The 14,042-nt window shown below is 65.4% G+C and carries 14 protein-coding genes; 13 read left to right on the forward strand and 1 reads right to left on the reverse strand.

The window, feature by feature from the left end:
• The first annotated feature begins 84 nt into the window (after positions 1-84).
• From ACQUSQ_RS03630 to ACQUSQ_RS03690, 13 genes are all read left to right on the forward strand, one after another.
• A complete protein-coding gene (locus ACQUSQ_RS03630; RefSeq protein WP_435067133.1) occupies positions 85-498 on the forward strand; it encodes an NADH-quinone oxidoreductase subunit A in 414 nt (137 codons plus the stop codon).
• Positions 495-1,202 carry an NADH-quinone oxidoreductase subunit B gene (locus ACQUSQ_RS03635; RefSeq protein ID WP_435067134.1) on the forward strand — a complete coding sequence of 236 codons (708 nt, stop codon included), beginning with the start codon at positions 495-497 and terminating at the stop codon, positions 1,200-1,202. The genes ACQUSQ_RS03630 and ACQUSQ_RS03635 overlap by 4 nt, the downstream gene beginning before the upstream one ends.
• The gene (locus ACQUSQ_RS03640; protein ID WP_435067135.1) at positions 1,199-2,863 is read left to right on the forward strand and encodes an NADH-quinone oxidoreductase subunit D; all 1,665 of its coding nucleotides are present in this window, start codon (positions 1,199-1,201) and stop codon (positions 2,861-2,863) included. The genes ACQUSQ_RS03635 and ACQUSQ_RS03640 overlap by 4 nt, the downstream gene beginning before the upstream one ends.
• Positions 2,863-3,969: a complex I subunit 1/NuoH family protein gene (locus ACQUSQ_RS03645; protein WP_435067136.1), complete on the forward strand. Its 1,107-nt coding sequence runs from the start codon at positions 2,863-2,865 to the stop codon at positions 3,967-3,969. Before ACQUSQ_RS03640 ends, ACQUSQ_RS03645 begins: the two co-directional genes overlap by 1 nt.
• On the forward strand, positions 3,966-4,427 hold the full coding sequence (locus ACQUSQ_RS03650; protein WP_248896717.1) for a NuoI/complex I 23 kDa subunit family protein: 462 nt from the start codon (positions 3,966-3,968) through the stop codon (positions 4,425-4,427). The genes ACQUSQ_RS03645 and ACQUSQ_RS03650 overlap by 4 nt, the downstream gene beginning before the upstream one ends.
• 63 nt (positions 4,428-4,490) lie before the next feature.
• A complete protein-coding gene (locus tag ACQUSQ_RS03655) occupies positions 4,491-4,775 on the forward strand; it encodes an NADH-quinone oxidoreductase subunit J (RefSeq protein ID WP_435067137.1) in 285 nt (94 codons plus the stop codon).
• Positions 4,772-5,146 (forward strand): proton-conducting membrane transporter, encoded by a 375-nt coding sequence (locus ACQUSQ_RS03660; protein ID WP_435067138.1) that lies wholly within the window; start codon positions 4,772-4,774, stop codon positions 5,144-5,146. The genes ACQUSQ_RS03655 and ACQUSQ_RS03660 overlap by 4 nt, the downstream gene beginning before the upstream one ends.
• Positions 5,146-5,448 (forward strand): NADH-quinone oxidoreductase subunit NuoK, encoded by a 303-nt coding sequence (gene nuoK / locus ACQUSQ_RS03665; RefSeq protein ID WP_435067139.1) that lies wholly within the window; start codon positions 5,146-5,148, stop codon positions 5,446-5,448. The genes ACQUSQ_RS03660 and nuoK overlap by 1 nt, the downstream gene beginning before the upstream one ends.
• Before the next feature lies 1 nt (position 5,449).
• Positions 5,450-7,462: an NADH-quinone oxidoreductase subunit L gene (gene nuoL, locus ACQUSQ_RS03670; protein WP_435067140.1), complete on the forward strand. Its 2,013-nt coding sequence runs from the start codon at positions 5,450-5,452 to the stop codon at positions 7,460-7,462.
• Positions 7,459-8,988 (forward strand): complex I subunit 4 family protein, encoded by a 1,530-nt coding sequence (locus tag ACQUSQ_RS03675; RefSeq protein WP_435067141.1) that lies wholly within the window; start codon positions 7,459-7,461, stop codon positions 8,986-8,988. The genes nuoL and ACQUSQ_RS03675 overlap by 4 nt, the downstream gene beginning before the upstream one ends.
• Positions 8,988-10,493 (forward strand): NADH-quinone oxidoreductase subunit N, encoded by a 1,506-nt coding sequence (locus ACQUSQ_RS03680; RefSeq protein WP_435067142.1) that lies wholly within the window; start codon positions 8,988-8,990, stop codon positions 10,491-10,493. Before ACQUSQ_RS03675 ends, ACQUSQ_RS03680 begins: the two co-directional genes overlap by 1 nt.
• A 65-nt stretch (positions 10,494-10,558) precedes the next feature.
• Entirely contained in the window at positions 10,559-12,031 is a 1,473-nt protein-coding gene (locus ACQUSQ_RS03685) for a DHH family phosphoesterase (RefSeq protein ID WP_435067143.1), read from the forward strand.
• A gap of 40 nt (positions 12,032-12,071) precedes the next feature.
• Positions 12,072-12,872: a CBS pair associated ParBc domain-containing protein gene (locus tag ACQUSQ_RS03690; RefSeq protein ID WP_435067144.1), complete on the forward strand. Its 801-nt coding sequence runs from the start codon at positions 12,072-12,074 to the stop codon at positions 12,870-12,872.
• Here the strand turns inward: ACQUSQ_RS03690 and ACQUSQ_RS03695 are convergent.
• Positions 12,869-14,035, reverse strand: coding sequence for a DUF7544 domain-containing protein (locus ACQUSQ_RS03695; protein ID WP_435067145.1), 1,167 nt, complete (start codon positions 14,033-14,035; stop codon positions 12,869-12,871). The two genes, ACQUSQ_RS03690 and ACQUSQ_RS03695, sit on opposite strands and share 4 nt — an antisense overlap.
• Between the last annotated feature and the right edge of the window lie 7 nt (positions 14,036-14,042).

Below are 14,042 nucleotides of genomic sequence, written 5' to 3' on the forward strand. Positions count from 1 at the left end.
CGAAACCCGCTCATATCGTGAAACGGCATAAATCAACGCTTATGGGGTAGCGCTCCTAACCGCCGAGACGACAGGAACTAAGGTATGAATCAGTGGATAGCAATCGGTGCGCTCGGATTGGTCGGCGTCGGCATCCCCATCGGGATGATGGTGGTGTCCGCGCTCCTCCGACCGACCGTCACCGAACAAGGAAAGACCGTCATCTACGAGAGTGGAGAGGTCCCGACGGGAACGGCGCACGTCCAGTTCAACATCCAGTACTACATGGTCGCGCTGCTGTTCGTCGTCTTCGACGTCGAAACCGTTCTCATCTTCCCGTGGACGCTCATCTATCGGTCCGCGCTTGAGAACGGGGCGACGCTCACAGAGACCCTCGTGCCGATGCTGGTGTTCATCGGGGTTCTCGTCGTCGGTCTCGTCTGGGCCTGGCGAAACGGCGCGGTCGAGTGGGTCAAGAGTCCGCGTGCATCTCGCCGCAAAACAGAACGTCAATCATGAGTAGCGAACAGGAACGATTCGTCACCGACACACGGAAGGTAGGAAACGAGACACGCGACGCCCGTCTCGGGGCGTCGGGAACCGACAACCGGTTCAACTCAAAGCTTCGCGAGGCGTTCGGCTCGTCGCCGTTCATCCTCACGAAGTTCGACCGATTCATGGAGTGGGTGCGTGGCTCCTCGATGTTCATGCTACAGTTCGGCATCGCCTGCTGTAGTATCGAGATGATGCACACGTACGCGGTCAAACACGACCTCGACCGATTCGGGGCCGGCGTCCCACGCGCCTCGCCGCGACAGGCAGACGTCATCATCGTCCCGGGGACCATCGTCTCCAAGTTCGCCCCGCGGATGAAGCGCGTCTACGACCAGATGCCCGAACCCAAGTTCGTCGTCGGCATGGGGTCGTGTACCATCTCCGGCGGGCCGTTCCAGGAGGGGTACAACGTCGTGAAAGGGGCCGAGGAGGTCATTCCGGTCGACATCCACGTCCCCGGCTGCCCGCCGCGCCCGGAGGCGCTCATCTACGGCGTCGCCAAACTGCAGGAGCGCATCGCCAACGGCGAGAGTTCGCCGGTGACGGTCAAGCCCTACGAACTCGAACAGTTCAGCGACCTCGAACGCGACGAAGTGGTCGACAAACTGGCCGAAGAGATAGACGAAGACGACCTCGTCATGCGGTACAACTGGGCAGATTCACCATGAGCCTCGAAGAATCCGAGCCGGACACCGTCGAGTCGGCACGGACGACCGCCGAGGAAATCGAGGACCTCCTCGGAGACTATGTCCTCGACCGGGACGACCATCTCAACGCGCCGGGCTTCGTCGTCCGACCGGACGAGGTACAGGACGTCCTCTTCCGACTGCGAGACGAAGCGGGCTACGACCACCTCTCCTGTGTCACGGCACAGGAGTACGAGGACCGCTACGAGTCCATCTACCACCTCAAGAAGTACGACGACCCGACGGACGAGGTGAGCGTGGTCGTGCCGACGCCGGTCGACGACCCGGTGAGTCAGTCCGCGGAACCCGTCTACCGCACCGCCGACTGGCACGAACGCGAGGCGTACGACCTCGTCGGCATCGAGTACGACGACCACCCGGACATGCGGCGCATCCTCCTCCCCGAAACGTGGCAGGGGCACCCGCTGGGGCAGGACTACGACCAAGACCGACCCCAGATTGTCCCCCTGCGCGAACACGCCAACCCGCTGGAGGAGGACCACGAGAGCGACTCGGGCGACACGATGTTCCTGAACATCGGCCCGCACCACCCGGCGACACACGGCGTGCTCCACCTCAAGACCGTCCTCGACGGCGAGCAGGTGGTCGACGTGGAGTCCGATATCGGCTATCTCCACCGGTGCGAGGAACAAATCTGCCAGCAGAGCACCTATCGCTACCAAATTATGCCGTATCCGGACCGCTGGGACTACATCTCGGCGGGCCTCCTCAACGAGTGGGCGTACGCCCGCGTCGCGGAGGACCTCGCGGACATCGAGGTGCCGGAGTACGCACAGGTCATCCGGACGATGGGCGCCGAACTCTGCCGTATCGCGGCGCACATGCTCGCGGTCGGTACCTTCGCGCTCGACGTCTACGGCGACTTCACGGCCATCTTCATGTACGCCGTCCGGGACCGCGAGAAGACCCAGAGCATCCTCGAAGAACTGACCGGACAGCGCCTGATGTTCAACTACTTCCGACTCGGGGGCGTCGTCTGGGACCTGCCCGAACCCCGCGAGGACTTCTTCGAGATGATTCGGGACTTCCTCGACGACCTGCCCGAGGCGCTGGAGGAGTACCACGACCTCATCTCGGCGAACGAGATTCTGCAGGCCCGAACCATCGATACGGGCGTCCTGCCGCCGGAAGTCGCCAAGAGCTACGGGGCGACTGGCCCCGTCGCCCGCGGGTCGGGCATCGACTACGACCTGCGCCGTGACGACCCCTACGGCTACTACGACGAACTCGACTGGGACGTGCCCGTCGAGGACGGCTGTGACAACTACAGCCGCCTGCTCGTCCGCCTGCGAGAGGTGGAGGAGTCGGCCAAAATCATCGAGCAGTGTGTCGACCTGCTCGAAGACTGGCCGGAAGACGAGCGCACCATCCAGTCGAACGTTCCGCGAACGATTCGCCCCGACGACGATACGGAAGTGTACCGTGCCGTCGAGGGTGCGAAGGGCGAACTCGGCATCTACGTGCGCGCCGACGGGACCGAGAAGCCGGCCCGATTCAAGATTCGGAGCCCGTGTTTCTCCAACCTCCAGACGCTGCCGGAGATGTCGAACGGGGAGTACATCCCCGACTTGGTTGCGGCGCTCGGTAGCCTCGACATCGTCCTCGGAGAGGTGGACCGCTAATGGAATCGGTGGTCCTGCAGTCGGGGACGGCAACGCCGACCAACGCCAGCGCCTCCGGCCCGGTGACGACGCTCCCCGAGACCATCTCGGGCGCGCTCGGCCTCTCGGGCACCCTCGGCGACATCGTCGGCGGCCTCATCGGCGCCTTCCTCATCGCCAACATCATGCTGGGGATGACGGCGCTGGCGGGGCCGTGGGCCAAGCGTAAGATTACGGCGGCGTTTACCGACCGCATCGCGGTCAACCGGGTCGGGCCGTTCGGCCTGCTCATCATCGTCGCCGACGCGGTGCGGCTCCTCTCGAAGGAGCTTATCGTGCCCGAGGGCGTCGACCGGCCGGCGTGGGACCTCGCGCCCATCATCCTGCCGTTCTCGGCACTGCTCGGCTTCGCGGTCATCCCGCTGGGGAGTGGCCTCCAACTGGCCGACCCCGAGACGGGCATCGTCTTCGCGTTCGCGGCGGCCTCGATTGCGTCGCTCGGTCTCGTGATGGCCGGCTACGCCTCGAACAACAAGTACTCCGTGCTGGGGTCGCTCCGCTCGATTGCACAGAATCTCGCCTACGAGATTCCGCTCGTCGTCACGGCGGCGTCGGTGCTCATCTTCGCCGGCACCTTCCGGACGAGCGAAATCGTCGCGGCGCAGACGGAGACGCTCGTGACGATTGCGGGTATCGCCATCCCCGGCTGGTACGCCTTCGTCAACCCCTTCGCGTTCGTCCTGTTCGTCGTCGCGAACCTCGCGGAAATCGGGCGTAACCCGTTCGACATTCCGGAGGCGCCGACCGAAATCGTCGCCGGGTACCAGACGGAGTATTCGAGCGTCTACTTCGTGCTGTTTTACCTCGGCGAGTTCATCCACATCTTCCTCGGGGGCGCGCTCATCGCCGTCCTCTTCCTCGGCGGTCCGGCGGGGCCGGTGCTGCCCGGCTTTGTCTGGATGGTCATCAAGATGTGGGCGTTCTTCCTGTTCACGCAGTGGGCCCGCTCTGCGGTCCCGCGCGTGCGCATCGACCAGTTAATCGAAATCGGGTGGAAGGGGATGCTCGTGCTCTCCTTCGCCAACCTCGTCCTCACGGCAATCCTCGTGGGAGTGATAGCGCAATGATTGGAATCCTCAAAGGCATGGCGACGACGATGAAACACGCACTGGACGGTAAGACGTTCACCGTCGAATACCCGGACGTGGCCCCGGAGGTCAGCCCCCGGTTCCGCGGCGTCCACAAGTTCAGTCAGGAGCGGTGTATCTGGTGCCGACAGTGCGAGAACGTCTGTCCGAACGACACGATTCAAATCGTTCAGGACGACCAGCGCAACGGCGAACAGTACAATCTCCACATCGGCCAGTGTATCTACTGCCGGCTCTGCGAGGAGGTGTGTCCGGTCGACGCCATCCTCCTCACGCAGAACTTCGAGTTCACGGCCGACACCAAAGACGACTTCGTCTACAACAAAGAGCAGTTGAAAAACGTCCCGTGGTACAAGGGCATCGACCCCTTGGAATCGCGAAACCCTGACCGGAGCGCGTGGATTGGTGAGGGGGACGGCGAAATCGACTACCAGTGATGGCCGAGCCGGCACTGCGCCGTCTCGAAACGTTCAAAAGAATACCTCAAGCAAACTCAAGCAATGGTGTATGAAACGATAGCGTTCGTGCTGTTTGCCCTGGTCACACTGGGCTGCAGCCTGGGCGTCGTCCTCGTCGAGGACGTGTGGCACTCCGCACTCCTCCTGGGCGGCGCCCTGTTGAGCGTCGCGGTACATTACGTGATGCTGCAGGCGGAGTTTCTCGCCGCCATGCAGATTCTCGTCTACGTGGGCGGGGTGCTCATCCTCATCACGTTCGCCGTGATGCTCACGAAATCGACCTCGGCAGCGGAATCGACAGGGACAACGGAGGTGCGTGAGACGTGACGACGAAGCCGGAACTCCGGACCGGAGCGAATCTGCTCCCCGGACTCGCGGCCGTCGCGCTGTTCGTCGTGATGGCCGCCGCCATCCTCAGCGCCTCGTTCGGCGACCCGCAGGGCTTTGCGCCCGACGCGCCCATCACCGCGAGCATCGGCTACGCGATGTTCAACCTCGATATGGGCGCGGTGCCGGGTGAGGGGATGCTCGTCGCGTTCATCGCCATCGCGGTTACGCTGGACGCCGCGCTCGACGGCTCGCTCTTCCTCGCAAAACGCGAGGAGTCGGGGAGTCCGGTCGCGCTACTGGCGGACGGTGGCCGCGAGATTCGTGACCGTCTCCGTGACGACGCGGACGACGACGGAGGTGACCGCTGATGGTGCCGGTCCAGTGGTATCTCCTGCTGGCCGCGGCGATGTTCTGCATCGGCCTGTTCGGCATCCTGACCCGGCGGAACGCGCTGCTGTTCCTGATGTCGGTCGAACTGATGCTGAACGCCGCCAACATCAACCTCGTCGCCTTCTCGGCGTACTGGGGTAACGTGACCGGGCAGACGTTCAGCCTGTTCACGATGGCGCTTGCCGCCGCCGAAGTCGCGGTGGGCATCGGCATCATCCTCGTCCTGTATCGCAACTTCGACAACGTGGACGTGACCACAGCCGCGGAGATGAGGTGGTAAGATGGCCGGAGCATTCGACTTCGCACCCGTCATCGTCCTCCTCCCGTTCCTCTCGTTCGTGGTGTCGCTCGCGGGCGGGAAGTACCTGCCAAAGGGCGGCGCGTTCGGCGGTATCGCTGCCACCGCCGGCTCGCTCGTCCTCTCGGCGTGGGTCTTCCTGACCGTCAGCGCCGGCAACGCCTACAACGAGACGCTGTACACGTGGGTCGCGGGCGGTGAGACGTCGCTCACCTTCGGCCTCCTGCTCGACCCGCTGGCGGCGATGATGCTGCTCATCGTCTCGCTGGTCGCGCTGCTGGTTCACGTCTTCAGCCTCGGCTACATGAACGACGAGGGCGAGACGGGGCTACCGCGGTACTACGCCGGCCTCGGCCTCTTTACCGCCTCCATGCTCGGGTTCGTCGTCGCCGACAACCTGCTCATGGCGTTCATGTTCTTCGAACTGGTCGGGCTCTGCTCGTATCTCCTGATTGGCTTCTGGTTCCGCGAGGACGGCCCGCCGAGCGCCGCGAAGAAGGCGTTTCTCGTCACCCGCTTCGGGGACTACTTCTTCCTCGTCGGCGTCGTCGCCGTCTTCGCCACCTTCGGCACCGCGAAGTTCGCGGGCGAGGGGTCGTTCCCGGTACTCGCCGAGGAGGCACTCGGCGGCGCCGCTGGGGTGAACACCTTCGGCTTCGCGCCCGAGACGTGGTTCACCATCGTCGGCCTCCTCATCCTCGGTGGCGTCGTCGGCAAGTCCGCGCAGTTCCCGCTGCACACGTGGCTGCCCGACGCGATGGAGGGTCCGACGCCCGTCTCCGCGCTCATCCACGCCGCGACGATGGTCGCCGCGGGCGTCTATCTCGTCGCACGGATGTACGGCTTCTACGCCCTGTCGCCGACGGCGCTCGGCATCATCGCGCTCGTCGGTGGCTTCACGGCGCTCTTTGCCGCGACGATGGGCGTCGTCAAACGGGAAATCAAGCAGGTGCTCGCCTACTCCACCATCTCGCAGTACGGCTACATGATGCTGGGGCTGGGCGCTGGCGGCTACGTCGCCGCGAGCTTCCACCTGCTGACTCACGCCTTCTTCAAGGCGCTGCTCTTCCTCGGTGCCGGCTCGGTCATCATCGCCATGCACCACGACGAGGACATGTGGAACATGGGCGGCCTGAAAGACCGGATGCCCGTCACCTACTACACGTTCCTCTCGGGGTCGCTCGCGCTCGCGGGCATCGTCCCCTTCGCGGGCTTCTGGTCGAAAGACGAGGTGCTCTACGAGGCGCTCGTCCACGGCCTCGGTGGCTCGCCGCTCCTGCTTGCGGGCTACGCGATGGGCCTCGTGGCCGTCTTCTTCACCGGCTTCTACACCTTCCGGATGGTGTTCCTGACGTTCCACGGCGAGCCGCGAAGCGAGATTGCGCGGAACCCACACGGCGTGCGCTGGAACGTCAAGGGGCCGCTGGTCGTCCTCGGGATTCTCGCCGCCACCGTCGGCTTCGTCAACATGGTGCCGGTCCAGGACCTGACGGGGATTCATCTCGAATACTTGCACGACTGGCTCGCCCACGGCGAGATTTCGGCGCTCACCTCGGAGCATTACAGCGAACTGCTCCACGACTACGCGCACTACACGTCGGCTGACGTGGCGTCGTACGTCGCGGGCGCGGTGTCGCTCGCGCTCGCACTCGCGGGCGCCGGCGCGGCACACGTCCTCTACAACGTCCCGGACCCCGACGAGCACACCGAAAAGCTCGGCGCGGTCAAGACGCTGTGGTACAACAACTACTATCAGGACGAGTATCAGGTCTGGATTGCCCAGTCGCTCGTCCTGCCGGTCGCTCGCGTCGCCGACCGGTTCGACCAAGGCGTCGTCGACGGCGTCGTCAACGGCGTCTCCAGCGTGAGCCTGTTCGCAGGGAGTCGCATCCGTCGGATTCAGACTGGTGTCGTGACTAACTACGCCGTCCTTCTCACCCTCGGGTTGACGGCGTTGCTTGTCGTCTTCGGACTGGTTGGAGGGTGGTTCGCATGATTATTGAAGCGCTGATAGCCGTCACGTTCGCCGCCTCGATGGTCGTCTTGCTGGCGCCCGACCGGGTCGCCGGCCGACTCGCGGCGGCGCTGAGCCTGCTCCCCGTCGTGGGCAGTCTCTACATGTGGAGTCGATTCGACGCGTCGGGCAACGCCCTCACGGGTGGCTCGATTGCGTTCGAGACGATGGTACCGTGGCTGGAACTGGGCGGCTACACGCTCAACTGGCACGTCGGCGTCGACGGCATCGGCCTGCCGCTGGTCGTGTTGACGACGGTGCTCACGACGCTGGCTATCGTCAGCGCGTGGACGCCCATCGACGACCGTCAGTCCCAGTTCTACGGCCTGATGCTGTTCATGGAGGCGAACCTGCTGGGCGTGTTCACCGCGCTCGATTTCTTCGTCTGGTTCGTCTTCTGGGAGGCCGTCCTCCTGCCGATGTACTTCCTCATCGGCGTGTGGGGCGGCCCCCGGCGGAAGTACGCCGCCATCAAGTTCTTCGTCTACACGAACATCGCGTCGCTGGCGATGTTCATCGGCTTCATCGCGCTGGTGTTCGGGCTGGGCGACTCGGTGTCGTCGCTCGACATGCCGGCCATCGCGCGGGCGCTCCGAGCGGGTGAACTCGGCGGGTTGCACGGCATCTCCGCCGGGACGCTTCGCGCCGTCGCCTTCGTGGCGATGTTCCTCGGGTTCGCGGTGAAGGTACCCATCGTCCCCTTCCACACGTGGCTGCCCGACGCCCACGTCGAGGCGCCGTCGCCAGTGTCGGTGATGCTGGCGGGCGTCCTCCTGAAGATGGGGACGTACGCACTGCTCCGGTTCAACTTCACGATGCTGCCGGAGACGGCGACCCAGTTCGCGGTGCCAATCGCACTCATCGCCGTCATCAGCGTCATCTACGGGGCGATGCTCGCGCTTGCTCAGCAGGACCTCAAGCGCATCGTCGCCTACTCCTCCGTCTCCTCGATGGGCTACGTCATCCTCGGACTCATCGCCTACACGACCTACGGAGTCGGTGGGGCGACCTTCCAGATGATTGCCCACGGCCTCATCTCGGGGCTGATGTTCATGTCGGTCGGCGTCATCTACAACACGACCCACACGCGGATGGTGGGCGACATGTCCGGCATGGCAGACCGAATGCCCGTCACGGTCGGCATCCTCATCGCCGGCGCGTTCGGCTACATGGGACTGCCGCTGATGGCTGGCTTCGCAGGCGAGTTCTTCATCTTCAAAGGCGCCTTCGCGTCGACGGTCACCGCGGCCATGCCCCTGTTCACGGCGGCCGCGATGTTCGGCATCGTCGTCGTCGCGGGCTACCTGCTCTTTGCGATGCAGCGGACGCTGTTCGGGACGTTCCGCCTCGAAACCGACTACGAGGTTGGTCCGGCGGCGCTCCACGAGACGGTGCCGCTGGCCATCCTGCTCGTGACCATCATCGTCCTCGGCGTCGCGCCCGACATCTTCTTCGGGATGATTCGTGACGCCGTGACGCCGCTGCTGGACTTCGGAGGTGAGCTCTAGTGACACCACTACAGATTCAACTGCCGACTTGGACCGCCGTCGCACCGACGCTGCTGCTCGGGCTGACGGCGCTCGTCCTGTTCCTCGTCGACAGCATCGACCCCGACTCGACGCGCTCGGCCCTACTCGCAGGCATCTCGACGCTCGGCAGCGTCGCCGCGGCGGCCGTCGCCGGCTGGTTCCTGTTGGCCGGCACCGGACAGACGGGCGGTGCCATCGAACTCTACGGCGGCTCGGTCATCGTCGACGGCCTGAGCCTCTTTTTCACCGTCATCTTCGCCAGCGTCACCGCCATGGTGTCGGTCGCGAGTTACGACTACCTGCGTGGCCGGAGCAATCAGGCAGAGCTCTACTCGCTGATGCTACTGGCGGCGACTGGGATGAGCCTCATGGCCTCGTCCGGGTCGCTCGTGACGGTGTTCGTCAGTCTCGAACTCGCGTCCCTACCCTCGTACGCGCTCGTGGCCTACCTCAAGCACAACCGCGGGAGCGTCGAGGCGGGGCTGAAGTACTTCCTCGTCGGCGCCGTCTCCTCGGCGGTGTTCGCGTTCGGCGTCTCGCTCATCTACGCCGTCACGGGGACCCTCCGCCTCTCGGAGGTGGCAAGCGCCATCGGCTCGGCAGAGAGCCTCGTCGGCGTCGCGGGCGTGGGCGTGCTGATGATTGCCGGCGGCTTCGCGTTCAAGACGGCCTCCGTCCCCTTCCACTTCTGGGCGCCGGAGGCGTACGAGGGCGCACCCGCTCCCGTCAGCGCCTTCCTCTCGTCCGCATCGAAGGCGGCTGGGTTCGCGGTGGCCTTCCGCGTGTTCGCCGTCGCCTTCCCCATCGACTCCGTCGTGCCCATGGGTATCGACTGGCCGCTGCTCTTTGCCGTCCTCGCCGTCGTCACGATGACACTCGGCAACTTCGCGGCGGCGACCCAAGAGAACGTCAAGCGGATGCTCGCGTACTCCTCGGTGGGGCACGCGGGCTACGCGCTCATCGGCCTCGCGGCCCTGTCGAGTGGCGGCCCCAACGGGTCCGTGATGGGCGCGAGCATGGCGCATCTGCTCGTCTACGGCTTCATGAACACCGGTGCCTTCCTGTTCATCGCGATGGTTGAACACTGGGAGGTCGGACGGACCTTCGAGGACTACAACGGACTCGCGACGCAGGCACCGGTCGCCTGTGTGGCGATGACCGTCTTCATGTTCTCGCTGGCCGGCCTGCCGCCCTTCGGGGGCTTCCTCTCGAAGTACGCCCTGTTCTACTCCGCGATTCAGGGTGGGTTCTGGTGGCTCGCTGCCATCGGCGCCATCAACAGCGCGCTGTCGCTGTTCTACTACTCCCGCGTCGTGAAGGCGATGTGGATAGAGGAGCCCTCGGCGTCGCTCGACTTGGGTTCGACGCCGCTCAGCATCTACGCGGCCGTCCTCGTCGCCGCCGTCGGGACGCTCCTGCTCCTGCCGGCCTTCGGCCCGGTCATCGAGACGGCCCAGAGCGCCGCGACGGCGCTGTTCGCGTAGCGCCACTCCATTTCTCACGCTTTCCGTGACGGTAGGGTTTTGAGTGACGGGCGTAAGGGACGGGTATGGTGAGGCGGCTCGTTCTCGGCTGTGGCCGCGCCGGCGAAACCGTCGTAGGCGTCGTCTCGACGTGGGGCGGTGACCTCCATGCAGTCGTTTCGAGCGAAGCCCGACTCGACAGCATGGACGGCGTCGCGAACGTCGTCCACGGCGACCCCGCGGACCCGGAAACGTACCCCGACGCGACCGACGTGGTGCTAGTGCTCGGCGACGACGACGCCGACAACCTCGACGCGGCGCGACAGGCCCGCGAGTCGTTTCCGGACGCCCTGATTCTCGCGTGTCACAGCGGCGCGTCCGAATCGGCGACGGCGTTAGCATCGGTCGCCGACCGCGTCGTCGACACTCGACAACTCCTGACCGACCATCTCCTCGATTTGGTCACGGGGACGAACGCGACCCGAGTCTGCCGACTGCTGCACGTCCTCCGCGGCATCGACGGCCGACTGGCAGTCGTGATGCACGACAACCCGGACCCGGACGCCATCGCCTCGGCGCTCGCCGTCGCCCACATCGCGCGGTCGGTAGGCGTCGACGCCGACGCGTGTTACTTCGGCGATATCTCCCATCAGGAGAACCGGGCGCTGGTGAACCTCCTCGAACTCGACCTCCACAACATCGAGTCGGAGGACGCCCTCGACGGGTACGCCGGCGTCGCACTCGTCGACCACTCCCGACCGGGCGTGAACGACGGCCTCGACCCGAACACCGAGGTGGACGTGGTCATCGACCACCACCCGCCGCGCGCGCCGGTCGAGGCGCGCTACGTCGACCTTCGGAGCGACGTCGGAGCGACGAGCACGCTCCTCGCGTCGCATCTGAAGCGGCTGGGCATGACGCCGGACCGGACGGTGGCGACGGCGCTGCTCTACGGCATCCGGGTCGACACCCGCGATTTCACTCGCGAGGTGTCCGAAGCGGACTTCGAAGCGGCGGCGTTTCTCCTCCCTCACGTCGACGGGACGGTACTCGAACGCGTCGAGGAGCCGAGCATGGGGTCGGAGGTGTTCGAGACGCTGGCGGCGGCGATTCGCAACCGAGAGGTGCGCCACGACGTTCTCACGAGCGGGGTCGGGCGCATCACCGACCGGGACGCCCTCGCGCAGGCCGCGGACCGACTGCTCGATATGGAGGGCATCAGCATCGCCGTCGTCCACGGGTTCATGGACGAGACCATCTACGTCTCGGGCCGGGCCCGCGGGACGGATGTCGACCTCGGGGAGGCATTTCGGGACGCACTCGGCCCGATTGGGAGCGCGGGCGGCCACGCCGACATGGCGGGCGCACAGATTCCCCTCGGCATCCTCGGCGCCGTCGAGGACGCGTCGACGGAGTCGCTGTCGAGCATCGTCGACGACGTCATCGCCGGCCGGCTGTTCGAGGTGCTCGAAAACCCGCCGAGTGCGCCGCGTCGGGACGCCGACGCCGATATCGCCTTCGAGTTCCCCCTCGCAGACGAGGAGTCGGAGCGCGAGTAGTCGAACACCCTTTTGAGAGTCGGCGTCGTACGACTCGACAATGGCCGCCAATGCGACAGTCGAAGACTACATGACGCGGGACGTGGCGACGGTGTCACCGGACGACACCGTCGCCGAAGTGGCGCGTCGAATCGTCGAGAGCGAGGGCCACACCGGCTTCCCCGTGACAGACGGTCGACACGTCGAGGGGTTCATCAGCGCCCGCGACCTGCTGAAGTCGGACGACAACGCGCGCGTGTTCACCGTCATGTCCGACGATTTGGTCGTCGCCCACCCGGACATGAAAATCAACGACGCCGCGCGGGTCATCCTCCGCTCCGGGATTCAGAAACTCCCGGTCGTCGACGACGCCGGCAACCTCGTCGGCATCATCTCGAACACGGACGTCATCCGGAGTCAAATCGAGCGCGCCACCCCCGAGAAGGTGGACAAGTTGATGCACACGCTCGAAGATATCCACGACATCGAGGTGACCGAGGAGCGCCGGCAGATTGACCTCGCGAACCTCACCCCCACGCAGTCGCGGGTGTACGCCGACGAGTTGCAGGGTCGGAGCTACGAACTCGAACACGGGCTGGCCGAACCGCTGGTCGTCATCGACAACGGCGGGCAACTCCTGCTCGCGGACGGCCACCACCGCGTCATGGCCGCGAATCGCCTCGATATCGAGGACATGGACGCGTACGTCATCGTCGTCGACGAGGCGGACGAACTCGAACTCGGCATGCAACGCACCGCCGAGAAGGAAGGACTCGACTCCATCGACGACATCGACGTCGTCGACTACGCGCGTCACCCGCTTATCGAGACGACCGAGCGCCTGCAAGAGCGCGACCGTTAACTCGACTCGTCGGTCGTCGCAGGGTCGTCGTCGGTCGTGAACGAGTTGTCGTTCTCGTCGGCCGTGGGTGACCCGTCGTCACCGTCGGTCGTGAACGAGTTGTCGTTCTCGTCGGCCGTGGGTGACCCGTCGTCACCGTCGGTCGGTCCGTCGTCACCGTCAGTCGACCCGCCACCCTCGTCAGGGCGGTCGACCCCGACGAGGTCGAGGTCCGAATCGAGCATTCCGAGCACCGACAGCGAGTAGTAGCGGACGAACGTGAGCGCGGGCACCTGCACGAGGAGGCTGACGATAAAGAGCGCGATGGCGAACAGGGCGGCAAACAGCAGGAATATCACCCAGCCCGCGGCGTGGATACCGGCGGCGGAGGCGGCGAGATACAGCAGGCCGCCGACGATGATGAGGGGGATGGCGAGGACGATTGCCGCAATGAGGACGACGATGGAGACGGCGAGGCTCACGCCGATGCCGAGGACGAACTTCGCGACGATGTAGAGTCCGACCTGCTTCCACTCGGCGCGGAGCGTCGGCCAGACGCGCCGCCAGCCAGCGATGACACCCGACTCCTCGGCGAGCATCGCCGGCACAACGAAGTCGGTCGTCAGGCCGTTGACCACGCCGCTGACGAGCGCGACGAGGGCAAACAGGAAGATGAGCGGGAGGACGAGCAAGAAGAAGGCGGCCGAGACGCCCATCCCGACGCCGAACACCGCCAGCAAGGGGATGGCGATGAGCAACAGTCCAACCAGACCAACGGCGATTCGGAAGCCGAACAGGCGGAGACCGGCGCCGAAGTGCTCGCGGAACGGCTCGCGAATCGAAATCTCGCGGTCGCGCAGGCCGGTGACGAGGACGAACTCCATCACGGCGCCGACGAGGCTCCAGAGGAGGACGAGTGCGACGACGAGGACGACGATGCCCACGAGGATGGCGAGCGTGGAGGATTCGGGGAGCGACGGCGCCGGCACGTCGGCTGGCGTGCCGCCGCCACCGCCGGAGGGGATATCGAAGTTGCCGCTTCCGGTCGGGAGGTTGCCGCCGACGCCGACGAACAGGGCTATCACGGCGAGTCGGAGCCACTGTCCGCGGTCGATTGGGCGGAGGAGGTCTTCGGTCGCGTCACGGGCGGTGTGGAGGGCCGCGAAGGCGTACCAGGACGACATACGTCAC

It is taken from the genome of Haloplanus sp. C73, assembly GCF_051195115.1.
GTDB lineage: Archaea > Halobacteriota > Halobacteria > Halobacteriales > Haloferacaceae > Haloplanus.

Bases quoted from the DNA above. Each gene is read 5' to 3' on its own strand.
- ACQUSQ_RS03695 (WP_435067145.1), bottom strand. From the start codon at position 14,035: ATGTCGTCCTGGTACGCCTTCGCGGCCCTCCACACCGCCCGTGACGCG.
- ACQUSQ_RS03655 (WP_435067137.1), top strand. From the start codon at position 4,491: ATGGTGTATGAAACGATAGCGTTCGTGCTGTTTGCCCTGGTCACACTG.
- ACQUSQ_RS03640 (WP_435067135.1), top strand. From the start codon at position 1,199: ATGAGCCTCGAAGAATCCGAGCCGGACACCGTCGAGTCGGCACGGACG.
- ACQUSQ_RS03690 (WP_435067144.1), top strand. From the start codon at position 12,072: ATGGCCGCCAATGCGACAGTCGAAGACTACATGACGCGGGACGTGGCG.
- ACQUSQ_RS03675 (WP_435067141.1), top strand. From the start codon at position 7,459: ATGATTATTGAAGCGCTGATAGCCGTCACGTTCGCCGCCTCGATGGTC.
- ACQUSQ_RS03635 (WP_435067134.1), top strand. From the start codon at position 495: ATGAGTAGCGAACAGGAACGATTCGTCACCGACACACGGAAGGTAGGA.
- nuoL (WP_435067140.1), top strand. From the start codon at position 5,450: ATGGCCGGAGCATTCGACTTCGCACCCGTCATCGTCCTCCTCCCGTTC.
- ACQUSQ_RS03650 (WP_248896717.1), top strand. From the start codon at position 3,966: ATGATTGGAATCCTCAAAGGCATGGCGACGACGATGAAACACGCACTG.
- ACQUSQ_RS03630 (WP_435067133.1), top strand. From the start codon at position 85: ATGAATCAGTGGATAGCAATCGGTGCGCTCGGATTGGTCGGCGTCGGC.
- ACQUSQ_RS03645 (WP_435067136.1), top strand. From the start codon at position 2,863: ATGGAATCGGTGGTCCTGCAGTCGGGGACGGCAACGCCGACCAACGCC.
- nuoK (WP_435067139.1), top strand. From the start codon at position 5,146: ATGGTGCCGGTCCAGTGGTATCTCCTGCTGGCCGCGGCGATGTTCTGC.
- ACQUSQ_RS03685 (WP_435067143.1), top strand. From the start codon at position 10,559: ATGGTGAGGCGGCTCGTTCTCGGCTGTGGCCGCGCCGGCGAAACCGTC.